Genomic DNA, 21239 nt, shown 5'->3' on the forward strand with positions numbered 1-21239 from the left:
CCTGCGCAACACTTCAAGGATGAAGCAGCAGACGGACAAGGCCGCGTCTGACAAGCGGTTTGGATAACGCGTGCGGGCCAGATTATGCCCGCATGACTATGGCTTCAAGGTACGCAGGAGAGAATGTTCATACAAGTGTTTAATCCGCTCCTACAACCTGAGTCTAGTTTTCAAGGCGTTGCGAGGCGCAAATGCCTGCCGAACAACAACCGTGACACCTGCATGAACCCCAGGATCAGCATCGCCACGAAGAACAACAGGCTCCACTCAGGCAGGCTCAGGTCAAACAGCGTCCAGTTGATTTCGACACAATCGACCGTGCCATTGAACACCGAGCGCATTGCCTGCCAGACAGACAGGTTTTCAAGCATATGCTGCAGGCTGGGCCAGCAATCCCCGACCTGACTTGCCGGCCTGTTCTGCAACAGCACTTGCCTGCCTGCGGTGATGGCGCCCAGCGACGCACAGGCCATGCTCGCCAGCCCGTAGAGGCAATGGCCGGAACGCCCAGGTCTGTGAAGCGCGGCAATCAGGTTGATCAAGGCAAAAGACGCGAGGAACAGGCGCTGTACCTGGCATAGAAAACAAGGTCGTAGCAGCGCGCCGTATTGAAGGTAGAAAGACGCGCCCAACGTCAGCGCACCCGCCATGAACGCCAGGAAAAACAAAGAGCGTAAAGGGGCCAAAGACATTGTTTATCCGCACTGCAAGAGATAGGTCGCTACGGTAGAGGAAAGGCCCGACCCCTTTCAATACGCCCTAGAGCAGACATTTCCTCGAAAACATAAAGACATCCCGCCACGGGCCCGAGGAAATTCAGTTACAACAAGTAGGAATTAGTAACAAGGCCAGTTAAACCGAGTGTTTTCAAGCTTTGAAGGAGCGGGTGTCGGATCGGTCCGAGCCAATCCACTCACCCTTTCCTACTTCAAGCTCGCGCAGGCACCGGCAGCGGCGAAGACAGCAGGCGATTGTCGAGCAACCCCAAGCCTTCCTGAAACAGCTGGTTGCTGCGCTCGGTGTCGCCCAATTGGGCAAGCAGACGAGCCAATTCGGCGCAGGCTTCGGGATTGCGCTGCACTTGCAGGCTGCTTTCCAGATAATCCCGCGCCTTGCCCCACAGACTGTTTTGCAGGCACAGACGACCCAGCGTCAGCAACAGGCTGGCATCGCCTGGGTGGTCCTTGAGCCAGCCTTCGGCAAACTTCAATTGGCGCGCAGGATCACTGCCGCGCAACAGGCCGTACAACCGGATCAAGTGGCTGTCATAACCGCGCTTGAGAGCACCACGCAGCACTTCTTCGGCCTTGGCATCCGCGCCCAATCGACGCAGTTGGTCGGCATACGCCAACACCAGTTGTGGCTGTTGGCGCTGGGCAGCGGTCAGTTGCTCCCATGCGCGTTCCAAGGACTGCAACCCGGCTTCGCCTTGCTCTTCACGCTGGGCCGCCAGGCTCAGGTTCTCGCCCCAGGCGCGACGCTCCAGCTCGGCCAGTTCATTGGCGGGCAAGACTTTGTCCTTGCGCAGCTCAGGCAGCAGGCGAATCACAGACGACCAATCGCCACGCTGCTGATGCAGGCGTTGCAGTTGTCGCAGCACTTGCGCGTTATGCGGGTGACGCTCATGCATCGCCTGAAGAGTGACCAGCGCGCCTTCCGTATCACCTCGATCCATCTGCAATTGCGCGTGGCTCAAGGCAATGGCCAGTTCGGCCTGGGGCTGGCGCTCCAGAGCGCGCTCCAGCAAGCCGTCGGATTCCTCATAACGGCCCTGTTCATTAGCCGCACGGGCGGCACCGATGTAATACAGCAGCGGCTGACGCTCTGCTTCGGCGGCGCGGTGCAAGTGGCGCTCCGCACTGGCCCAACGTCCCTCGGCGAGGTCCATCTGGCCTTGCTCGATAGCGATCTGAACACGGCGGCTGCGATTGCGCCGTGACCAGGGGTTGACCACGCCACCGGATGTGGTGACCAGGCTCCACAACACGCGGACCAGATAAATCGCCAGGCCGATGGCAAACACCGCCACCAATGTCGCCCACAGGCTTGATTCGTAATGCAGCAGGTGAGGATAGGTAATCAACACGTAGCCGGTGTGCTTCGAAATGCCTACACCCAGGGCCAGGGCGAGCGCAATTGCGAGCACCAGGATCACATAGAAACGCTTCATCAGCTCTACTCCTGGGTCGCCGGTTTGCCAGCCGCGGCCTTGGCTTCGTCGGCCGACAGATGACGACGCTCAAGGTACGCCTGCACAGCGGCCAGGCTCGCGGCCAGGTCAGGCGTGACCACGGACACGGCCTTGGGCTCAAGCTCGGCAATGCGCGCCAGCATCGCCTTGCTCTGCGGGTTGTCCTGGTTGAAGTTGTCCTGCAACACGCTGCGCGCTTCCCCCAACGAGCGGCTGTAGACGGCCGCCTCGCCATTAAGCGCAGCCCATTGGGCTTGCTCCAGTGCCAGGCTCAAGGCCAGGCGCACTTGGTTCAGGCCTTGGCCTGCCAGCAAGGGACGGATGTTGTCATCCGGGTTGAAGTCGATGCGGAAATAACGGGAGATCTGCTCCCACCACTGGCTCAACTGGTTCTGCGTATCGCTGGTGGGGCGCCCCTGGGAAGCAGGCTCCGTGAGCTGATACTCCGGGGCAATCGCCGCCAGTTGCACCACCTGGTCACGCAAGGCAGCCAATTGCAGGTACAGGCCGGTACGGTCCGGTTGCTCGGTGCTGCGCAGCGCGGCCAGGCTCTTGGCCAATTGCTCCCGTGCAGCGAAAGCCCCTGGGTCGCTCTGTTCGCGAAGAATCTCGTCGGCACCCTGCACCAGCGACTGGGCGCTGTTGATGTCTTGCAAGGCGGACAAACGCAAGCTGGCCAGACGGATCAGATGCTCGGCCTCGGCCAGGCGCCAATCCTTGCGGCTGGCACCCAACACGGTTTCCAGACGCTGGTTGAGACGCTGCTGATCACCCTGCAACTGCGTGACCAGGCGGCGACGCTCTTCCAGCTCATCCGCACCCGGCAACTGCGCCAGGCGGGCGGCCAGCTGTTGCTGGCCTTGCTTGAGGCTTTGGGCCTGGTCATCCAGGGTCTGCACCTGGCCCAGTTGGTGCTGACTGCTGGCTTGCAGGGCACGGACCTGCCAGATCCCCCAGCCGCCGGCGGCTACGCCCGCAGCGCCCAACAGCAAGGCGACGACTGCCAGGCCATTGCCACGGCGTGACGCGCTGACCGGTGTCTCGACCGGCGCATCAAGCGCGGGCTGAGCTTCATCTTTAGGCAAGGCTGTTTCGCTCACGTATCCGTCCTTTGCGTATCAGAGAGTGGGAACGGGATAGCTCCCTAACGCCACTAACAAAGCCGCGGCACTCGCGCCGCGACAATCCACAACTTTTTCTGCACCCGCGGCCCGCGCCATTTCACATACACGCGGGCTGGGCACGAACAACGGCAGCTGTGCCACCTCTGGCCAATCGGGGCCGGCTGACGCGTGCAGGTGTAAAAAACCCTGCCCACTGCTGACCACCAGGCCGTTCAAGCGTTCCAACTGGATGCGTTGCATCAACGCGCCCTTCTCATACACCGGAAGAAAACGCCGATACAATTCCAGGTAATCGACACTAGCACCTTGCTCGCGTAAACGCTCTGCCAGCAACTCACGCCCGCCCTCGCCGCGCAGGATCAACACCCGGCCGCCAGGCTGTGCAATAGCCTCGCGCAAGGCGGGCAGTTCAAGCAAGGCCTCGCTATCGTCGCCAGTGGCGGGATAGTGAACCTTGAGGCCATGATCAGCCAGTATCTGTGCCGTCGCCGCGCCGACACTGAACCAGGGCATTGGCGGCACACAGCCCCCCAACCGCTGCAACGCCAGGCGTGCAGCCGGCTTGCTCACCACGATGACAGCGCAATAGCGCGGCAGCGCGCCGAACACCGCGTGTTGCTCTGCGGTCACCGGCAAGGCTTCAGTCTCCAGCAAAGGCAGGCAGCTGCTGTGAATGCCGCTCTTGGCCAATAACGCCGCCACGGCCGTCGATTCCTCGGCGGGCCGCGTCAGCAGCACTCGCCATTTGGTCACTGCGGGCCGGCCTCGCCATAGACTTTTTGCAAAATGGCACCCGCGCCTTTTTCCAGCAGTTCCTCGGCGACCTGAATCCCCAGGGCCGTGGCATCACGCTGCGGCCCACGCACCTCGGCGGTCAGCAGATTACCGCCGTCCGGATCACCGACCAGGCCACGCAGCCACAGGTTCTCACCTTCGAGTACGGCATAGCAGGCGATGGGCACTTGGCAGCCACCGTTGAGGTGTTTGTTCAAGGCACGCTCGGCGGTAACACGCACTTCGGTGTCCGCGTGATCGAGAGGCTTGAGCAGTGCGTGAATTTCGCTGTCGGCGGTGCGACATTCGATGCCGACTGCGCCCTGCCCGCCAGCGGGCAGGCTGTCTTCGACGCTGATGGCCGAGGTGATGCGGTCTTCGAAGCCCAGGCGGATCAGGCCGGCAGCGGCGAGGATGATCGCGTCGTATTCCCCGGCGTCCAGCTTGGCCAGGCGCGTGTTGACGTTGCCACGCAAAAAGCGGATCTGCAGGTCGGGACGCCGCGTCAGCAATTGGGCCTGGCGACGCAGGCTGGAGGTGCCGACGATACTGCCCGGCGGCAGCTCGTCCAGGGACGCGAAGGTGTTGGAAACGAAGGCGTCGCGCGGGTCTTCGCGCTCGCAGATACAAAAAAGGCCCAGGCCTTCAGGGAAGTCCATGGGCACGTCTTTCATCGAATGCACGGCGATGTCGGCTTCGTTGTCCAGCAGCGCAGTTTCCAATTCCTTGACGAACAGGCCCTTGCCGCCGATTTTCGACAGTGGCGAGTCCAGCAGCTTGTCGCCACGACTGACCATGGGCACCAGGGAGACCTTGAGGCCGGGATGGGCCTGCTCAAGGCGTGCTTTGACGTATTCGGCCTGCCACAAGGCCAAGGCGCTTTTACGGGTGGCGATGCGGATTTCGCGAGAGGACATGGATCAATCCGTACTGAATAGATACGGCGGATAATAACAGCTCAGGCAAATACGCTTTGATTTGAATCAGCAAGTGCGGGGCCTCCCTGGCCACGTCGCACCGGCATAAGGAATGCAGACCGCGCCGCAGCCCTTGGGCTAAAGCTGCTGCATCATTTTACGCACGCCAGCGACATGGCGTCGGCTGACAATCAACGCATCGCCATTGAGCCCCTTCAGGAATAGCTGAAAGTGCCCCAGGGGCGTGCGCTGCAGGCGCTCGATGCGTTCACGGGCGACCAGCGCGTTGCGATGAATGCGCACGAAACGCTCGCCAAACTCGTCTTCAAGCGCCTTGAGCGGCTCATCGAGCAACACCTCACCGGTCTCGTGGCGCAAGGTCACGTATTTGTGATCGGCAATAAAGTAGACCACCTGGCCGAGCGGGATCAGTTCGATGCCCTTGCGGGTACGCGCGCTGATATGGCTGCGTGGCCCGTTACCACTTTGCGCAGCCGGTTGCGTCAAAGCAGCCAGTTGGGCGCGGCTGGGACGCTCGGCTTTTTTCAAGGCTTTGAGCAAGGCTTCGGCAGTGGCCGGTTTGACGAGAAAACTGACACCGCTGTCTTCCAGCGCCTGTGCAGAAAACTCATCCTGCGCCGCACACAACACCACGGCAGGCGGCGATTCGCGTTCGCTCAAGCGGGCGGCGACCTGCAGGCCATCAAAGCCCGGCATGCGGATATCGAGCAGCACTACATCGGGCTTGTGGCTGTCGATCAGCGTCAACGCCTCCTCGCCGCTGGTGGCACTCGGTTCAAGGACTGTATAACCCTCGAGTTCACTGACCAGACGGCTCAGTCGCTCGCGGGCTTGGGGTTCGTCATCAACGATCAGGACATTCATATTGCGCTGGATTCCTGCGTGAGTCTCGCACAAGGATAGCGTAGACAGGTGCGGTGACTGACGTCACAGCGATCCACGCTAAGACTAGCGCGAGCGGCAAAAAGTGCCCTGAGAATGGCACCCAAATTTACCCGGACCTGTTCAATAGCGCCCAAGACCCGCTGCATTCGGGCATCGTCGTAGGGTTCACTGATAAACAATCCGAATACCCCCCTGTTTAATGGATAGTCTGGTTATGACCGCATCACCCGACTTTGGTGCATTCACACACTATCAGTCCAACTGTAGACGCTCACTGAGGCGACATTGCTCAATCGTCAAATATCGTTTCAATAAGTACCTGTCACCAGTCTCGTCCCGGATGCGATCGGCGGCAAGGCACTTAGCCATCTCTTACACAAATAAAATTGCCGACCACCCGCAGCACCGCCTCCACGGGCAACCCTGTTATGATCGCCTGCACACCTTCATGCCTCTTTTAAGCAGATCACGAGCGAATCCATGAGCACCGACAAGACCAACCAGTCCTGGGGCGGCCGCTTCAGTGAACCCGTCGACGCCTTCGTCGCGCGCTTCACCGCCTCCGTCACCTTCGATCAACGCCTGTACCGCCACGACATCATGGGCTCCGTCGCCCACGCCACGATGCTGGCCAAGGTCGGCGTACTGACCGACGCCGAGCGTGACAGCATCATCGACGGCCTGACCACCATCCGCGGTGAGATCGAGGCAGGGACGTTCGACTGGCGCGTCGACCTCGAAGACGTGCACATGAACATCGAGGCACGTCTCACTGATCGCATCGGCGTGACCGGCAAAAAACTGCACACCGGCCGTAGCCGTAACGACCAGGTCGCCACCGATATCCGCCTGTGGCTGCGCGATGAGATCGACCTGATCCTGGGCGAAATCACCCGCCTGCAAAAAGGCTTGCTGGAGCAGGCCGAGCGTGAATCGGACACCATCATGCCCGGCTTCACCCACCTGCAGACCGCACAACCCGTGACCTTCGGCCACCACCTGCTGGCCTGGTTCGAAATGCTCAGCCGCGACTACGAACGCCTGGTCGATTGCCGCAAGCGCGCCAACCGCATGCCGCTGGGCAGCGCTGCACTGGCCGGCACCACCTACCCGATCGACCGTGAGTACACCGCACAACTGCTGGGCTTTGACGCCGTGGGCGGCAATTCTTTGGACGGCGTGTCGGACCGTGACTTCGCCATTGAATTCTGCGCCGCCGCCAGCATCGCGATGATGCACCTGTCGCGCTTCTCCGAAGAGCTGGTGCTATGGACCAGCGCGCAATTCCAGTTCATCGACCTGCCGGACCGCTTCTGCACCGGCAGCTCGATCATGCCGCAAAAGAAAAACCCCGACGTGCCAGAGCTGGTGCGTGGCAAGAGCGGCCGTGTGTTTGGCGCGCTGATGGGCCTGCTGACCCTGATGAAAGGTCAACCACTGGCCTACAACAAGGACAACCAGGAAGACAAGGAACCGCTCTTCGACGCCGCCGACACCCTGCGCGACTCGCTGCGCGCCTTTGCCGACATGATCCCGGCGATCAAGCCCAAGCACGCGATCATGCGTGAAGCAGCACTGCGCGGGTTCTCCACCGCGACCGACCTGGCGGATTACCTGGTGCGCCGTGGCCTGCCGTTCCGTGACTGCCACGAAATCGTTGGCCACGCCGTGAAGTACGGCGTGGACACCGGCAAGGACCTTGCGGAAATGAGCCTGGAAGAACTGCGCCAGTTCAGCGACCAGATCGAGCAGGATGTGTTTGCCGTGCTGACCCTGGAAGGCTCGGTGAATGCCCGTAACCATGTGGGCGGCACTGCGCCGGCACAGGTCAAGGCGGCGGTCGTGCGCGGCAAAGAATTGCTCGCCAGCCGCTAAAAGCATCGCAGGCAAGCCAGCTCCCACACTTGATTGGGTTCACACATCAAAATGTGGGAGCGGGCTTGCCCGCGATGGCGCCCTTACAGATGCCAAAGGTTTATTTCTTGGCCGCAATCATCGCCATGAACGCCGGCATCGCCGCCTGCCTGTCCGCCTCTACCTTCTGCGCATTGGGCATCTCATTCAGGCGTGCCAACAATGCCTTCGCCTTCGGCAACTGCTCCAGCAGGTCCAGCCCAAACAGCTTCTCGCCCACACCGCAGGCCAGGTTCAGGCTGTACATGAAATACAGGTCCGCGAGGGTAAAGCTCTCCCCTCCCACATAAGGCGCAAACTTACCGTGCCGGCCTAACGTACCGATCCCAAGCAACAGCTCGGCCCTGGATTTTTCCTTGATCGCCTCCGGCACCGTCATGCCGAAAAAAGCCTCGGCGTAACACGCCCGCGCAGGCAGTTCGATGTACAGCTCGATCTCACGGCACAACGCCAACACCTGAGCCCGCGCAAACGGGTCGGCGGGCAACAGCGCCGGGCCTTCCTGGCTCTGCTCTAGGTATTCGAGGATGACGCTGGTTTCGTTGATGAACCCCTGCTTCACACCCAGCACCGGCACTTTGCCGCGGGGGCTTACCGCCAAAGCTTCGGGGGTTTGACCGGCATAAAAAGGCACCTCTTCGAAGGGCAGTCCTTTCTCCAACAGCGCCAGCTTGACCATGTTGTAGTAGTTGCTGACCGAAAATCCGTAAAGCTTGAGCATCACAAAGCCTCCAGGCCGGGTGTGGGGTTGGCTGCAAGAGTTATAGATCCTCGAAGGCACCCTGACCAGCAGCATCACCCACCTGAATGGGGGTAGACTGACGCCCTTTCCTTGAGGAGCCTGCCATGAGCGAGCCGACCGATATCGACAACGACGAAGAAGAATTCACCGAGACCACGCTGATCGAAGCCATCGAGAACCAGATAGAGAGCGATAACCCGCCAGCGGCCAAGGCTACGTTCAACAAACTGACCCTGGTGGGTTACGAGCGCGAAGATATCCTGAATCTGATGGCTCACGTGCTGGCGTTCGAGATCGATGCCATGCTCGAAGATGACCGCGCCTTCAATACCGAGTGGTATGAAACGGCACTGCGGGCACTGCCCGAGCTGCCGCCGGAAAAGGAATAACCCCGGCACGCAGCAACACGCTGGACAGTTCGGCAAAGTGCGTTCACCTTATGGCCTGCTAGCCTCTAATAAATTTTAGAAAGTCTGGAGTCCTTATGTCGTATACCCCTGAGTTGGTTGCCGAACTGGAAATCCTTGTACTCTTTCCCTTGGACAGCACCAAGGAAGGCTTGAAAGTCCATCAGACTGCCGCCCCTACTGCCATCGCCGCTGCCAAGCGCCTCCATGCCAAAGGGCTGATCGACCAACCGGACGGGGGCTACCTGACGAGCCTTGGCCGGGACGCTGCCGAGCAAGCCCAAACCCTGCTGACCATCCTCACCACTGCCAGCACCAAAGAAGCCGCCTGATACCTGATACGGCCCATGGAGTCCGCCGCCTGCGGATTCCGCGGGCATTGCTGCGCGGCATACAGAATTCTGACGCCAAAAAGCCATTTCCCTCTAAAACTCCTACGCTACTGTCTGTAAACTCCTGCATGGCAGCCCGCGTCGGGCCCTGCGAGCCAACGAGTTCGACATGACCCCCACCCATGAAATCCGCCCCGATCTGGACGAAGGCATCGACCGCAAGGTGCTGACCCAACTGCGCGCGCGTTTCATGACCCTCAATCAAGGCCGCATGTCCCGGGCCGTCGAGGGGCTGACGCCACGTCAGCAAAGCGTGCTGGCCTTGTTGCCGCTGTTTTTCCACGTCAATCACCCACTCTTGCCGGGCTATGTCTCTAGCAGCACGCCGGCCGGGCTGTCGAATTTCGAACCGGACGCCCAGGCCCTGGCAGATGCCCAGCGCCTGACCCGTTCGTTCTCCTATAAACCGCGCCACGGCAACCCGCCTACGCCGATCCACGGCTTGTTCCTGATGGGCAGCCTTGGCACCCTGGCCCAGGCCGATCAAAGCGATATGGACGTGTGGGTGTGCCACGCTCCCGACCTGAGCGAAACCGAGCTGGCCGAGCTGCGCAAAAAGTGCCAACTGCTGGAAACCTGGGCCTTGGGCATGGGCGCCGAAGCGCATTTCTTCCTGATCGACCCGACGCGCTTTGTGTTGGGTGATCGCGATACCCAACTGAGTTCCGACGACTGCGGCACCACCCAGCACTACCTGCTGTTGGATGAGTTCTATCGCACCGCGATCTGGCTGGCCGGGCGCACGCCCATCTGGTGGCTGGTGCCGGTCTACGAAGAAAGCCGCTACGCCGAATTTACTCACACCCTGGTGTCCAAGCGTTTTATCCGCACCGATGAAACCCTCGACCTCGGCCATCTGGCTCATATTCCTCCGGGGGAGTTTATTGGTGCCGGGCTGTGGCAACTGTTCAAGGGCATCGAGTCGCCCTACAAGTCGGTGCTCAAGCTGCTGCTGACCGAGGTCTATGCCAGCGAACACCCGAACGTGCACTGCCTGAGCCTGCGCTTCAAACAGGCGGTGTTCAGCCATCAGGTAGACCTGGATGAGCTGGACCCGTACATCATGGTCTACCGCCGTATCGAGGAGTACCTCAAGGCCCGCAACGAGCTGGAGCGCCTGGAATTGGTGCGGCGCAGCCTGTACCTGAAGGTCAACCGCAAGCTCAGCGCCGGCCAGCGCACCGCCGGTTGGCAACGGCAGCTGCTGGAACGCCTGGCGCATGAGTGGGGCTGGGACACGCGTCAACTGGCCCTGCTGGACAGCCGCAGCCAATGGAAAGTGCGCCAGGTCGCCTCCGAGCGCCGTGCTCTGGTCAATGAGTTGAACTACAGCTACCGCTTCCTCACCCAGTTCACCCGCAGCGAACAGACCGCCAGCGCGGTCAATAAGCGCGAGCTCAATGTACTGGGCCGCCGCTTGTACGCGGCGTTCGAGCGCAAGGCCGGCAAGGTCGAGTTCATCAACCCTGGCATCGCCCCTGACCTGGCCGAAGATACCTTGACTCTGGTGCAGTCGCCCAACCGCAAGGAGCCGGGCCAACACCATTGGGGCCTGTATAACGGCAACCTTACCGCTCTCGAATGGGAACACTTTGCACCGATCAAACGCAGCCGCGACCTGCTGGAAATGCTCACCTGGTGCCATCGCAACGGCGTGATCGACAGCAGCACCCGCCTGGCGCTGCACCCCGGCACCAGTGACATGACCGAGTTCGAGCTGTTCAACCTGCTGGGCAGCCTGCAACAGACCATCACCCTGCCCCTGGCCAGTGTCGACGAGGTCCGCTTGCTGCGCCCGGCAGTGCCAGAAGAGGTGCTGCTGCTGATCAACGTCGGGGTTGACCCGCTCAAGCATCATCGCGACCTGAATATCCTGATGACCACGGAGCGCACCGACTCCCTGAGCTATGCCGGCGTGCGCGACAACCTGGTGCTGACTCTGGACCAAGTCACGCTCAACAGTTGGAACGAAGTAATGGTCAGCCGCTATGACGGCCCGCACGCCCTGCTCGACTGCCTGCGCGACTACCTCAACCAACTGCCATCGAACCATCTGCCACGCCTGCGAGTGCGTTGTTTTTGCCACAACCGGGCACAGTTCATTGCCCAGCGGGTGGAAGAGGTATTCGACACCGCGCAACATCTGTTGCTCGGGCAGGGCAATCATCGTTACCTGCTCCAGGTGCAGCAGCATTATCACGTCATGGAACTGGTACCGGGCCAAGCCACCCATGTATCACTGCCGACTCAGGACGCGCTGATCGCTTACCTTAGCGAGGAGCTGGCCAGCTACAGCCCGTGGCACCTGGACGCCATGGCCTTGGAAGACCACGACCTGGCGCTGCTGCTGCCCATGGGCCAAGCCGAGTGTGTGCAGGTGTTCTACCGGGTCAATGAAGGCTTCGCCGACGTCTATGTGCTCGACGAATTCAACGCGCTCTGGCAACAGCGCTTGCCGTTTCATGATGAGCAAAGCCTCTTGGCCCCACTGCAACGCTTTTTACAATCGATCCTGTACCGCCGGGAAGCGCTATCGCACCTGGACACCCAGCAACCCGCGAGCGAGGTACAGATCCTGTACTACAAACTGTTGCCATCGGGCAACGGCCGGGCGCGGGGCGTGGAGCCACGACCGGCCCCGCAAGACCCGGCCAACAAGGCGTTTTATGACGTGCAGGCCATCATCGGTAAGGGCGCGCCAGGCCAGGTAGGGATCACCCTGTACTGCAATCAGCGGGAGTTTTCCGAACTGGAATTTGGCGACCAACTGTTTGCGGTGGTCGCCCGGGAGATCGTCGGGCAACGTCGGGAGACCGAGCGTTACCGCGGCTATATCACTGACCTGGATCTGTCGGGGCTGCTCGGTGATGTGCAAAGCCCAAGCAATCTGTACCTGCGCTATAAAGCCGAACTGGAACAGTCACTCAATGCGGCCTTGGATCAGGTTTAGAGCGGGAAGGCGCCGCCATCTTTGGGCTGGCCTTCGACGTTGAGCAATTCCAGCTTGAGGGTCTTGCCGCCTGGCGCCGGCCAGTCGATGTGCTGGCCCACTTGCAGGCCAAGCAATGCGCTGCCCACGGGCGCCATGATCGAAATCTTGCCTTCGTCGGCGTTCGCGTGCTTGGGGTAGACCAGCGTCAGGTGATAGTCCTTGCCGCTGCTTTGTTCACGGCAATGCACGCTGGAATTCATGGTCACGACACCCGCAGGCACTTCATCGTGACCAACCACGTCTTCGGCGCGGTCGAGTTCGGCTTGCAACGCTTCGACGCCGGGAAACTCGTCGCCCAAGCGGTCGATCAGTTGCTCCAGACGCTGCACGTCAAGACGGGTAAGAATGATGGACGGTGCGGTGGTCATGATTCAGGCAGACTCCTTTTTTCTGCACAAAAAAGCAAAACCCCGCCAGGAAAAGGCGGGGTTCTCACGGACCTCGATGAATGGAGGTGTATCCGGACACTACCACAGCGACACAAATAAACAAGACGCCGTCAGGCGCTCGCCTTGCGCTGCTCGGCCTCGGCGCAGATCACCCGGCGCCGCGCATCGTCGGCAGAGCGCCATTCCCGGATGTCTTCCACATGGCGAAAGCAGCCAAGGCAGACTTTCCGCTCGTCCAGGCGACACAAACTGATACAAGGTGACGGCACCGCCGGGCTGACATTGCTGAACAGCGGCTTGGGCGGGCGTACGGCTACAGGCTCACTCACCATCAGATCTCGTCGAAATCCAGCTCGACGCCGGTGTATTCCTGAACCAGGCGCATAAGCATCTCACCCAGCAACTCTTCACTCTTGTCGCACTGCCATTTGCCGCTTTCTTCATCGTAGTCGAAGTGAACGCCACCGGAGCGCGCCGCCAGCCACAACTGACGCAGCGGCTCCTGGCGACTGAAGATCAATTGCTGGCCGCTCTCGAACTTGACCGTCAGCACACCGGCCGAGCTTTCCAGGTCCACGTCCAGGCCGCTGTCGTCGAAAATATCTTCCAGCTTCTCTTGGGTGGCATCCACCAGGTCGTGAAAGCGGGCTTCGGTCAAACTCATTGTGGCAACCTCAAAAGTGTCTGGTTTTGCTCAAGCGCCGCACGATACGGGCGAGCTTCGCCGATTGCAAAGGATACTGATTTCATCACGGATGACGGTACGAAATATCCCCAGGCATCGTAGCCTGCTTCCCTACTGTCTCGGCAAACCCCCGCCGGACGGGTGGTGCGGCGCATAGGCAAGCTGGCGGGTGGTCGGTATACTCGGGCGCAATTAATGCATATTCAAGGATTTCGCCATGAAGCGCCTGATCTCTTCCCTTGCTGCGCTCGTCGCGGTCGCTTGCCTCGTTAGTGCCTGTGGCCAGAAAGGCCCGCTGTACCTGCCGGATGACAGCAAAGATCCAAACGAACAGGCGCAATCGTCGCAAAAGCCGTCAAAAGCCCATAAGCACGACACCTACTAAGTTAAGGGAAACTTATGGACGCTTTTAACTACCGGGACGGCGAGCTGTTCGCGGAAGGCGTGGCCTTGTCCGCGATTGCCCAGCGCTTCGGCACCCCGACCTATGTGTACTCGCGTGCGCATATCGAAGCTCAATACCGCTCGTTCACCGACGCTCTCGACGGCGTGCCGCACCTGGTGTGCTACGCAGTCAAGGCCAACTCCAACCTGGGTGTACTCAATGTCCTGGCGCGTCTTGGCGCTGGTTTTGACATCGTGTCCCGTGGCGAGCTGGAACGCGTACTGGCCGCCGGCGGCCAGGCGGACAAAATTGTCTTCTCTGGCGTCGGCAAGAGCCGCGAAGACATGCGCCGCGCCCTGGAAGTCGGCGTGCATTGCTTCAACGTCGAATCCACCGACGAGCTGGAGCGCCTGCAAATGGTCGCCGCCGAGATGGGTGTGCGTGCGCCGATCTCCCTGCGCGTCAATCCGGATGTCGACGCCGGCACCCACCCGTACATCTCCACCGGTCTCAAAGAAAACAAGTTCGGCATTGCCATCGCCGACGCCGAGGACGTGTACATCCGCGCCGCCCAACTGCCGAACCTGGAAGTGCTGGGTGTCGACTGCCATATCGGCTCGCAACTGACTACCCTGCCACCGTTCCTGGATGCCCTCGACCGCCTGCTGGCCTTGATCGACCGTCTGGGCGAGTGCGGCATCTACCTGCACCACATCGACCTCGGTGGTGGCGTGGGCGTGCGTTATCGCGATGAAGAGCCGCCGCTGATTGCCGACTATATCCAGGCCGTGCGCGAACGCATCGAAGGCCGCGACCTCACGCTGATGTTCGAGCCAGGCCGCTACATCGTCGCCAACGCAGGCGTGCTGCTGACCCAGGTCGAGTACCTCAAGCACACCGAGCACAAGGATTTTGCCATCGTCGATGCGGCGATGAACGACCTGATCCGCCCAGCGCTGTACCAGGCCTGGATGGATGTCACCGCCGTGACGCCGCGTAAAAGCGACGCCCGCGCCTATGACATCGTCGGGCCCATCTGCGAGACCGGCGACTTCCTGGCCAAGGATCGTGAGTTGGCGCTTGAAGAAGGTGATTTGCTGGCCGTGCATTCGGCCGGTGCCTACGGGTTTGTCATGAGTTCCAACTACAACACCCGCGGGCGCACCGCCGAGGTGCTGGTGGACGGTGATCAAGCATTTGAAGTGCGTCGCCGCGAGACGGTAGCCGAGTTGTATGCTGGCGAAAGCCTGCTGCCGGAGTAAGCCATGCTGCTGCGTTTTACCAAAATGCACGGGCTGGGTAATGATTTCATGGTCCTCGACCTGGTCAGCCAGCACGCGCACATCCTGCCCAAGCACGCCAAACAGTGGGGCGATCGCCACACCGGGATCGGTTTCGACCAGTTGCTGCTGGTCGAGGCGCCGAGCAACCCGGAGGTGGATTTCCGTTACCGGATCTTCAACTCCGACGGTTCCGAAGTGGAACAGTGCGGCAACGGCGCTCGCTGCTTTGCGCGCTTTGTGCTCGACAAACGCCTGACTGCCAAACGCCAGATTCGCGTCGAAACCAAGGGCGGCGTGATCGAACTGGACATCCGCAATGATGGCCAGATCAGCGTCAACATGGGCGCCCCACGCCTGGTGCCGGCGGATATTCCGTTCCAGGCCACCGAGCAGGCCCTCAGTTACCCACTGGACGTGGATGGCAAAACCGTGGAGGTCGCCGCTGTGTCCATGGGCAACCCCCATGCGGTGCTGCGAGTCACCGACATCAATAACGCCCCCGTGCATGAACTGGGGCCGAAGATCGAACATCACCCGCGCTTTCCGGCACGGGTCAATGTGGGCTTCCTGCAGGTGATCGACCGTAACCGTGCGCAATTGCGCGTATGGGAACGCGGCGCCGGCGAAACCCAGGCTTGCGGCACCGGTGCTTGCGCCGCTGCCGTGGCCGCGATCAGCCAGGGGTGGATGGATTCGCCACTGTTGATCGACCTGCCCGGCGGACGTTTGTCCATCGAATGGGCAGGCCCTGGCCACCCGGTGATGATGACCGGGCCAGCCACGCGTGTATACGAAGGACAGGTCCGTCTATGAGTGAGCCAAGCTAATGACCGATAAGCCTCAAGTACCCGCACACGCTACCCCGAGTGAGAGCCTGGAGGCCGCTGCTGTCGCGGCGTACCTTGAGGCTAACCCGGACTTCTTCGTCGAGCATGAAGAACTGCTGCCGGCCTTGCGCATTCCCCACCAGCGCGGCGATACCGTGTCGCTGGTGGAGCGGCAGATGAAGATCCTGCGCGAGCGCAACATTGAAATGCGCCACCGGCTCTCTCATCTGATGGACGTGGCCCGCGACAACGACCGCTTGTTCGACAAGACCCGCCGCCTGATTCTGGCCCTGATGGATGCCGCCAGCCTGGAAGAAACGGTGATCGCCGTGGAAGACAGCCTGCGCGAGGATTTCCAGGTGCCCTTCGTCAGCCTGATCCTGTTCAGCGATAACCCGATGCCGGTGGGGCGCTGGGTCACAGGTGGCGAAGCGCAGACGGCCATCGGTGGCCTGCTGTCCGAAGGCAAGACCGTCAGCGGCACCTTGCGCGAGCATGAGCTGGACTTCCTGTTTGGCGCCGAACAGCGCAAGCAGATCGGCTCTACGGCCGTTATCGCCCTCAGCCATCAAGGCTTGCACGGGGTATTGGCCATCGCCAGCCGCGACCCGGCGCACTACAAAAGCTCGGTGGGCACGTTGTTCCTGACCTATATCGCCGAAGTGCTGGGCCGCGTCCTGCCACGCCACACCACCACCCTGCGCGCGGTGCGCTGATCATGGAGCGGCAACTGGACGCTTACTGCGCTCACCTGCGCAATGAGCGCCAGGTGTCGTCCCACACGCTGGAAGCTTATCGGCGGGACTTGAACAAGGTCCTGGCCTATTGCGAAAAACAGCACGTCAGCAGTTGGAAGGCCCTGGATATCCAGGCCCTGCGCAGCCTGATCGCCCGGTTGCACCAACAGGGCCAATCCTCCCGCAGCCTGTCTCGCCTGCTATCGGCGGTGCGCGGCCTCTATCACTACCTCAATCGCGAAGGCCTGTGCGACCACGACCCGGCCAATGGCCTGTCACCGCCCAAAGGCGAACGGCGCCTGCCCAAGACCCTGGACACAGACCGCGCCCTGCAATTGCTCGACGGTGCCGTCGAGGATGACTTCCTGGCTCATCGCGACCAGGCAATCCTCGAGCTGTTCTATTCCTCGGGCCTGCGCCTGTCGGAGCTGACGGGGCTGAACCTCGATCAGCTGGACCTCGCCGATGGCCTGGTGCAAGTGCTCGGCAAAGGCAGCAAGACGCGCGTACTGCCCGTGGGCAGGAAAGCCCGCGAAGCCTTGCAGCTATGGCTGCCGCTACGTCTCTTGACCAACCCGGCAGACGATGCCGTGTTTGTCAGCCAGCAAGGCCGGCGCCTGGGGCCGCGGGCGATTCAACTGCGGGTCAAGGCTGCCGGCGAGCGCGAGCTGGGGCAGAATCTGCACCCGCACATGTTGCGTCATTCCTTTGCCAGCCACCTGCTCGAATCCTCCCAGGACCTGCGCGCCGTGCAGGAGCTGCTCGGGCACTCGGATATCAAGACCACGCAAATCTACACCCACCTCGACTTCCAGCACCTGGCAACGGTGTACGACAGCGCCCATCCACGGGCCAAACGCATCAAGGGCGGCGACTCATGAGTATCAAGCTGATCACCTTCGACCTGGACGACACCCTCTGGGACAACGTACCCGTCATCATCAGCGCCGAAGCGTCGATGCGCGACTGGCTGGCGACCCACGCGTCCAAGGTCGGCGAGCTGCCCCTTGAGCATTTTGCCAGCCTGCGCCAGCAGGTGCTGCAGCGTCATCCCGAACTCAAACACCGTATCAGCCTGCTGCGTCATCGCGTGTTGATGCATGCGTTCGAGGAGGCCGGTTATCCCCAGCCTGAGGCCACAGAGATGGCGGATGTCTGCTTCGAAGCGTTCATCCACGCACGCCACCAACTCACCGTGTTTCCGGAAGCCGAGCCGATGCTCAAGGCGCTGCGCCAGCACTTCCTGCTCGGCGTGATCACCAATGGCAATGCCGATGTGCAGCGTGTGGGCCTGGCGGACTACTTTCACTTTGCCCTGCGCGCTGAAGATATCGGCATCGCCAAGCCGGATGCACGGCTGTTTCATGAAGCACTGCAGCGTGGCGGTGTGGACGCCAGCGCGGCAGTGCATGTGGGCGATCATCCTGGGGATGACATCGCCGGCGCGCAGCAGGCGGGACTGCGGGCAGTGTGGTTCAACCCCACGGGCAAGGCCTGGGAGGGTGACAAGCGCCCGGATGCGCAAATTCGCAGCCTGACGGAGTTACCGCCACTGCTGAGTCGCTGGAGCTAACACTGACCCCAATGTGGGAGCTGGCTTGCCTGCGATAGCGGTGGATCAGTCAACACAGGGCTCTCAGATAGACCGCTATCGCAGGCAAGCCAGCTCCCACAGGGTATTGCAGCAAACCGGTAAATTGCTCCAGGCATGAAAAAGCCCGCAGCGACGGCGGGCTTTTTCTTACAAGCAGGAGGCAAACCTCAGATAGGTCGGCTGCCGTACTTGTTATCCGGCTTCTTCGGTGGATCAGCCACCACGTTGGCCTCGACTTCCTGCACTTTGCCGCCTTTAGCGAGGAACTCTTCCATCGCACGCGCCAGGGCATCGCGCTCTTTGTTCTTGGCTTCAACGCTCGGCAACTCGTCTACCGACACAGCCGCCTTGGCTTTGCCTTTGGCTTTGGGAGCCGCGTCATCGCCAACACTGTCATCGACGTCCTCAGCAACGTCTTCGGCCGCAACTTCAAGACCGTCTTCGGTGTCGCTTTCATCACCTACTTCGAGGTCGTCTTGTTCCAGATCATCGTCGCTCATGTTCTACCTCATGACTTGCGAAAAGCAGATTAGTTATAGCCCAGCTTCACCCTCTGTCGAGGTTGCCGGAAAAAAATCAACATCCACTGGATCACCAGTGGCTTACGCCCCTTCACCATGCAAGGTGGCGAGGACTTTACGAGCACCGCCATGATCACGGTGCTCGCCCAGATAAACACCTTGCCAGGTCCCTATCGCCAAGCGGCCGGCCTTGACCGGCAAACTCAGCTGGCAGCCCAGCAGACTGGCCTTGAAGTGCGCCGGCAGATCATCCGGACCTTCGTCGTTATGTTCAAACCCTGCGCGACCTTGTGGCACCAGCAGGTTGAAAAAACGCTCGAAGTCACGGCGAACCGCCGGGTCGGCATTCTCGTTGACGGTCAACGAGGCCGAGGTGTGCTGCAGCCACAGATGCAACAGGCCCACACGGCACGCCCTCAATTCAGGCAAGCCGGCAAGCAACTCGTCCGTTACCAAGTGAAAGCCCCGGGGCTTGGCCCGCAGGGTAATCAGGGTCTGTTGCCACATACAGTTCTCCGCCCATCGGCGCGCATTCTAGCGCGCTCTGGGAAAAAACAAAGTGCCTAATACGCCTTCATGCCTGTAAGACATTTGCACCCTTAAAAGTGCAGTGTGGATCCCATCACAAAGTCGATAAAAAACCCATGCACCTTTAGCCACAGACAAACGCCGGGCAAAAAAATGCCCGGCAAGCCGGGCATGTTTTTTTCGCGTAGTTACAAGTTGTAGCCGCGCTCGTTGTGTTGCGCCAGGTCGAGGCCGACCGCCTCTTCTTCTTCGGTGACACGCAGGCCCATGACCATGTCGAGCACCTTGAGGATGACGTAGGTCACAATCGCCGTGTAGATCACGGTGAAGCCCACGCCTTTGCACTGGATCCAGACCTGGGCCGCGATGTCGGTCACGGTGCCAAAGCCGCCCAGAGCAGGAGCTGCGAACACACCGGTGAGGATCGCACCGACGATACCGCCAATACCGTGCACGCCGAAGGCGTCCAGGGAGTCGTCATAACCCAGCTTGCGCTTGAGGCTGGTCGCGCAGAAGAAGCACACCACACCAGCGACCAGACCAATCACCAGGGCGCCCATCGGGCCCACGGTGCCAGCCGCTGGTGTCACGGCGACGAGGCCGGCGACCACGCCCGAGGCGATACCCAGTGCGCTTGGCTTGCCGTGGGTGATCCACTCGGCAAACATCCAGCCCAGGGCCGCAGCTGCGGTAGCGATTTGAGTTACCAGCATCGCCATGCCCGCGGTGCCGTTGGCCGCCGCAGCGGAACCGGCGTTGAAGCCAAACCAGCCGATCCACAGCATGGCCGCGCCCACCAGGGTATAGCCCAGGTTATGCGGGGCCATCGGGGTGGTGGGGAAACCTTTGCGCTTGCCGAGCACGATGCACGCCACCAGGCCAGCCACACCTGCGTTGATGTGCACAACGGTGCCGCCAGCGAAGTCCAGCACACCCCAGTCCCACATCAGGCCGCCATTGCCGCTCCAGACCATGTGCGCAATCGGCGCATAGACCAGGGTGAACCAGATAGCCATGAAGATCAGCATCGCGGAGAACTTCATACGCTCAGCGAAAGCACCGACGATCAGCGCCGGAGTAATGATGGCAAAGGTCATCTGGAAGGTGATGAACACGGCTTCCGGAAACAGCGCCGCCGGCCCGGTGATGCTGGCCGGGGTGACACCCGCCAGGAACGCCTTGCCCATGCCGCCGAAGAAGGAATTGAAGTTGACCACACCTTGTTCCATACCGGTGGTATCGAACGCGATGCTGTAGCCGTAGACGACCCACAGGATGCTGATCAGGCCAGTGATGGCGAAACACTGCATCATCACCGACAGAATATTCTTGGAGCGGACCATGCCGCCGTAGAACAGCGCCAGGCCAGGGATGGTCATGAACAGCACCAGCGCGGTGGCGGTAAGCATCCAGGCGGTGTCGCCGGAATTGAGGACTGGAGCAGCCACTTCATCTGCCGCCATGGCCAGGCTTGGCATTACGATGGACAGCAGGGCTCCGAGCCCTGCGAATTTACGCAGAGTCATATTGTTTTCTCCTGGGGCGTTGGGGTTTGGCGGCTTAGATTGCGTCGGTATCGGTTTCGCCGGTACGGATGCGAATAGCCTGTTCCAGATTGACCACGAAGATCTTGCCGTCACCGATCTTGCCGGTGTTGGCCGCCTTGGTTATCGCCTCGATAACCCGGTCAAGATCCTTGTCGTCAATGGCGACATCGATCTTCACCTTCGGCAGGAAATCGACCACGTATTCCGCGCCGCGATACAGCTCGGTATGACCCTTCTGCCGACCGAAGCCCTTGACCTCAGTAACGGTAATGCCCTGCACGCCGATCTCGGACAGTGACTCGCGTACATCGTCCAACTTGAACGGCTTGATGATGGCAGTGACTAGCTTCATGAAAACTCTCTCCCGAATTTGGTGGACTTGCC

The 21239-nt window shown here is 60.9% G+C and carries 24 protein-coding genes; 10 read left to right on the plus strand and 14 right to left on the minus strand.

Going from position 1 to position 21239, the window contains the following annotated elements; genetic code table 11:
• Nucleotides 1-170: 170 nt before the first annotated feature.
• The 6 genes from CLM72_RS27390 to CLM72_RS27410 form a co-directional block, all read right to left on the minus strand.
• Nucleotides 171-692 (minus strand): disulfide bond formation protein B, encoded by a 522-nt coding sequence (locus CLM72_RS27390; RefSeq protein WP_105228938.1) that lies wholly within the window; start codon nucleotides 690-692, stop codon nucleotides 171-173.
• Between the two features lie 236 nt (nucleotides 693-928).
• Nucleotides 929-2170: a heme biosynthesis protein HemY gene (locus tag CLM72_RS27395; RefSeq protein ID WP_105228939.1), complete on the minus strand. Its 1242-nt coding sequence runs from the start codon at nucleotides 2168-2170 to the stop codon at nucleotides 929-931.
• Nucleotides 2171-2175: 5 nt separating this feature from the next.
• The gene (locus CLM72_RS29415; RefSeq protein WP_105750073.1) at nucleotides 2176-3291 is read right to left on the minus strand and encodes a uroporphyrinogen-III C-methyltransferase; all 1116 of its coding nucleotides are present in this window, start codon (nucleotides 3289-3291) and stop codon (nucleotides 2176-2178) included.
• Nucleotides 3292-3309: 18 nt separating this feature from the next.
• Entirely contained in the window at nucleotides 3310-4068 is a 759-nt protein-coding gene (locus CLM72_RS29420; protein WP_105750072.1) for a uroporphyrinogen-III synthase, read from the minus strand.
• Nucleotides 4065-5006: a hydroxymethylbilane synthase gene (gene hemC, locus CLM72_RS27405; RefSeq protein WP_034129044.1), complete on the minus strand. Its 942-nt coding sequence runs from the start codon at nucleotides 5004-5006 to the stop codon at nucleotides 4065-4067. The genes CLM72_RS29420 and hemC overlap by 4 nt, the downstream gene beginning before the upstream one ends.
• A 138-nt stretch (nucleotides 5007-5144) precedes the next feature.
• Complete coding sequence (locus CLM72_RS27410; RefSeq protein ID WP_003195394.1) at nucleotides 5145-5891, minus strand: LytTR family DNA-binding domain-containing protein; 747 nt, start codon at nucleotides 5889-5891, stop codon at nucleotides 5145-5147.
• Between the two features lie 501 nt (nucleotides 5892-6392).
• Between CLM72_RS27410 and argH the strand changes: the two genes are divergently transcribed.
• Nucleotides 6393-7787 carry an argininosuccinate lyase gene (gene argH, locus CLM72_RS27415; RefSeq protein WP_105228940.1) on the plus strand — a complete coding sequence of 465 codons (1395 nt, stop codon included), beginning with the start codon at nucleotides 6393-6395 and terminating at the stop codon, nucleotides 7785-7787.
• A 100-nt stretch (nucleotides 7788-7887) separates the two neighbouring features.
• Here the strand turns inward: argH and CLM72_RS27420 are convergent, their stop codons facing one another.
• A complete protein-coding gene (locus CLM72_RS27420; protein ID WP_105228941.1) occupies nucleotides 7888-8547 on the minus strand; it encodes a glutathione S-transferase family protein in 660 nt (219 codons plus the stop codon).
• A gap of 125 nt (nucleotides 8548-8672) precedes the next feature.
• On the opposite strand from CLM72_RS27420, the gene CLM72_RS27425 reads away from it, so the two are divergent.
• The 3 genes from CLM72_RS27425 to CLM72_RS27435 all read left to right on the plus strand — a co-directional run bounded on the left by CLM72_RS27425 (nucleotide 8673) and on the right by CLM72_RS27435 (nucleotide 12317).
• Complete coding sequence (locus tag CLM72_RS27425; RefSeq protein ID WP_014720450.1) at nucleotides 8673-8957, plus strand: hypothetical protein; 285 nt, start codon at nucleotides 8673-8675, stop codon at nucleotides 8955-8957.
• A gap of 95 nt (nucleotides 8958-9052) precedes the next feature.
• Nucleotides 9053-9307, plus strand: coding sequence for a TIGR02647 family protein (locus CLM72_RS27430; RefSeq protein WP_003195403.1), 255 nt, complete (start codon nucleotides 9053-9055; stop codon nucleotides 9305-9307).
• A 169-nt stretch (nucleotides 9308-9476) separates the two neighbouring features.
• Nucleotides 9477-12317, plus strand: a complete 2841-nt coding sequence (locus CLM72_RS27435; protein ID WP_105228942.1) for a class I adenylate cyclase — start codon at nucleotides 9477-9479, stop codon at nucleotides 12315-12317.
• Here the strand turns inward: CLM72_RS27435 and rnk are convergent.
• From rnk to cyaY, 3 genes are all read right to left on the minus strand, one after another.
• Entirely contained in the window at nucleotides 12314-12727 is a 414-nt protein-coding gene (gene rnk / locus CLM72_RS27440) for a nucleoside diphosphate kinase regulator (protein ID WP_105228943.1), read from the minus strand. The genes CLM72_RS27435 and rnk overlap by 4 nt on opposite strands.
• Before the next feature lie 131 nt (nucleotides 12728-12858).
• Nucleotides 12859-13080 (minus strand): DUF1289 domain-containing protein, encoded by a 222-nt coding sequence (locus CLM72_RS27445; RefSeq protein WP_215908744.1) that lies wholly within the window; start codon nucleotides 13078-13080, stop codon nucleotides 12859-12861.
• Complete coding sequence (gene cyaY, locus CLM72_RS27450; protein WP_034129050.1) at nucleotides 13080-13412, minus strand: iron donor protein CyaY; 333 nt, start codon at nucleotides 13410-13412, stop codon at nucleotides 13080-13082. The genes CLM72_RS27445 and cyaY overlap by 1 nt, the downstream gene beginning before the upstream one ends.
• 238 nt (nucleotides 13413-13650) lie before the next feature.
• Here cyaY and CLM72_RS27455 point away from each other — a divergent pair, with 238 nt between their 5' ends.
• From CLM72_RS27455 to CLM72_RS27480, 6 genes are read left to right on the plus strand one after another with little or no spacing between them, the layout of a single operon-like run.
• On the plus strand, nucleotides 13651-13818 hold the full coding sequence (locus CLM72_RS27455; RefSeq protein WP_003195417.1) for a lipoprotein: 168 nt from the start codon (nucleotides 13651-13653) through the stop codon (nucleotides 13816-13818).
• Between the two features lie 14 nt (nucleotides 13819-13832).
• Entirely contained in the window at nucleotides 13833-15080 is a 1248-nt protein-coding gene (lysA, locus tag CLM72_RS27460) for a diaminopimelate decarboxylase (protein ID WP_105228944.1), read from the plus strand.
• Nucleotides 15081-15083: 3 nt separating this feature from the next.
• Nucleotides 15084-15914, plus strand: a complete 831-nt coding sequence (gene dapF, locus CLM72_RS27465; protein WP_060766884.1) for a diaminopimelate epimerase — start codon at nucleotides 15084-15086, stop codon at nucleotides 15912-15914.
• A 13-nt stretch (nucleotides 15915-15927) separates the two neighbouring features.
• A complete protein-coding gene (locus CLM72_RS27470) occupies nucleotides 15928-16644 on the plus strand; it encodes a DUF484 family protein (protein ID WP_054896015.1) in 717 nt (238 codons plus the stop codon).
• A gap of 2 nt (nucleotides 16645-16646) precedes the next feature.
• On the plus strand, nucleotides 16647-17546 hold the full coding sequence (gene xerC, locus CLM72_RS27475) for a tyrosine recombinase XerC (protein ID WP_014720459.1): 900 nt from the start codon (nucleotides 16647-16649) through the stop codon (nucleotides 17544-17546).
• The gene (locus CLM72_RS27480) at nucleotides 17543-18238 is read left to right on the plus strand and encodes an HAD family hydrolase (protein WP_105228945.1); all 696 of its coding nucleotides are present in this window, start codon (nucleotides 17543-17545) and stop codon (nucleotides 18236-18238) included. The genes xerC and CLM72_RS27480 overlap by 4 nt, the downstream gene beginning before the upstream one ends.
• Nucleotides 18239-18426: 188 nt before the next feature.
• Here CLM72_RS27480 and sutA read toward each other — a convergent pair whose 3' ends face one another.
• The 4 genes from sutA to glnK all read right to left on the minus strand — a co-directional run bounded on the left by sutA (nucleotide 18427) and on the right by glnK (nucleotide 21207).
• Entirely contained in the window at nucleotides 18427-18759 is a 333-nt protein-coding gene (gene sutA / locus CLM72_RS27485) for a transcriptional regulator SutA (RefSeq protein WP_105228946.1), read from the minus strand.
• A 102-nt stretch (nucleotides 18760-18861) separates the two neighbouring features.
• The gene (locus CLM72_RS27490) at nucleotides 18862-19287 is read right to left on the minus strand and encodes a secondary thiamine-phosphate synthase enzyme YjbQ (protein ID WP_034129056.1); all 426 of its coding nucleotides are present in this window, start codon (nucleotides 19285-19287) and stop codon (nucleotides 18862-18864) included.
• A 209-nt stretch (nucleotides 19288-19496) separates the two neighbouring features.
• Nucleotides 19497-20834 carry an ammonium transporter gene (locus tag CLM72_RS27495; RefSeq protein ID WP_020302863.1) on the minus strand — a complete coding sequence of 446 codons (1338 nt, stop codon included), beginning with the start codon at nucleotides 20832-20834 and terminating at the stop codon, nucleotides 19497-19499.
• 34 nt (nucleotides 20835-20868) lie between these two features.
• On the minus strand, nucleotides 20869-21207 hold the full coding sequence (gene glnK / locus CLM72_RS27500; protein ID WP_002555808.1) for a P-II family nitrogen regulator: 339 nt from the start codon (nucleotides 21205-21207) through the stop codon (nucleotides 20869-20871).
• Nucleotides 21208-21239 lie beyond the last annotated feature (32 nt).

This window comes from Pseudomonas sp. MYb193 (assembly GCF_002966775.1).
Lineage (GTDB): Bacteria > Pseudomonadota > Gammaproteobacteria > Pseudomonadales > Pseudomonadaceae > Aquipseudomonas > Aquipseudomonas paracarnis.

What these genes read in the sequence shown, in the direction of transcription:
- lysA (WP_105228944.1), top strand. Translation starts at nt 13,833, where the DNA reads ATGGACGCTTTTAACTACCGGGACGGCGAGCTGTTCGCGGAAGGCGTG.
- CLM72_RS27425 (WP_014720450.1), top strand. Translation starts at nt 8,673, where the DNA reads ATGAGCGAGCCGACCGATATCGACAACGACGAAGAAGAATTCACCGAG.
- CLM72_RS27470 (WP_054896015.1), top strand. Translation starts at nt 15,928, where the DNA reads ATGACCGATAAGCCTCAAGTACCCGCACACGCTACCCCGAGTGAGAGC.
- dapF (WP_060766884.1), top strand. Translation starts at nt 15,084, where the DNA reads ATGCTGCTGCGTTTTACCAAAATGCACGGGCTGGGTAATGATTTCATG.
- hemC (WP_034129044.1), bottom strand. Translation starts at nt 5,006, where the DNA reads ATGTCCTCTCGCGAAATCCGCATCGCCACCCGTAAAAGCGCCTTGGCC.
- CLM72_RS27495 (WP_020302863.1), bottom strand. Translation starts at nt 20,834, where the DNA reads ATGACTCTGCGTAAATTCGCAGGGCTCGGAGCCCTGCTGTCCATCGTA.
- rnk (WP_105228943.1), bottom strand. Translation starts at nt 12,727, where the DNA reads ATGACCACCGCACCGTCCATCATTCTTACCCGTCTTGACGTGCAGCGT.
- CLM72_RS27390 (WP_105228938.1), bottom strand. Translation starts at nt 692, where the DNA reads ATGTCTTTGGCCCCTTTACGCTCTTTGTTTTTCCTGGCGTTCATGGCG.
- CLM72_RS27395 (WP_105228939.1), bottom strand. Translation starts at nt 2,170, where the DNA reads ATGAAGCGTTTCTATGTGATCCTGGTGCTCGCAATTGCGCTCGCCCTG.
- argH (WP_105228940.1), top strand. Translation starts at nt 6,393, where the DNA reads ATGAGCACCGACAAGACCAACCAGTCCTGGGGCGGCCGCTTCAGTGAA.
- cyaY (WP_034129050.1), bottom strand. Translation starts at nt 13,412, where the DNA reads ATGAGTTTGACCGAAGCCCGCTTTCACGACCTGGTGGATGCCACCCAA.
- CLM72_RS27410 (WP_003195394.1), bottom strand. Translation starts at nt 5,891, where the DNA reads ATGAATGTCCTGATCGTTGATGACGAACCCCAAGCCCGCGAGCGACTG.
- xerC (WP_014720459.1), top strand. Translation starts at nt 16,647, where the DNA reads ATGGAGCGGCAACTGGACGCTTACTGCGCTCACCTGCGCAATGAGCGC.
- CLM72_RS27430 (WP_003195403.1), top strand. Translation starts at nt 9,053, where the DNA reads ATGTCGTATACCCCTGAGTTGGTTGCCGAACTGGAAATCCTTGTACTC.
- CLM72_RS27455 (WP_003195417.1), top strand. Translation starts at nt 13,651, where the DNA reads ATGAAGCGCCTGATCTCTTCCCTTGCTGCGCTCGTCGCGGTCGCTTGC.
- CLM72_RS27420 (WP_105228941.1), bottom strand. Translation starts at nt 8,547, where the DNA reads ATGCTCAAGCTTTACGGATTTTCGGTCAGCAACTACTACAACATGGTC.
- CLM72_RS27435 (WP_105228942.1), top strand. Translation starts at nt 9,477, where the DNA reads ATGACCCCCACCCATGAAATCCGCCCCGATCTGGACGAAGGCATCGAC.
- sutA (WP_105228946.1), bottom strand. Translation starts at nt 18,759, where the DNA reads ATGAGCGACGATGATCTGGAACAAGACGACCTCGAAGTAGGTGATGAA.
- glnK (WP_002555808.1), bottom strand. Translation starts at nt 21,207, where the DNA reads ATGAAGCTAGTCACTGCCATCATCAAGCCGTTCAAGTTGGACGATGTA.
- CLM72_RS27445 (WP_215908744.1), bottom strand. Translation starts at nt 13,080, where the DNA reads ATGGTGAGTGAGCCTGTAGCCGTACGCCCGCCCAAGCCGCTGTTCAGC.
- CLM72_RS27480 (WP_105228945.1), top strand. Translation starts at nt 17,543, where the DNA reads ATGAGTATCAAGCTGATCACCTTCGACCTGGACGACACCCTCTGGGAC.
- CLM72_RS27490 (WP_034129056.1), bottom strand. Translation starts at nt 19,287, where the DNA reads ATGTGGCAACAGACCCTGATTACCCTGCGGGCCAAGCCCCGGGGCTTT.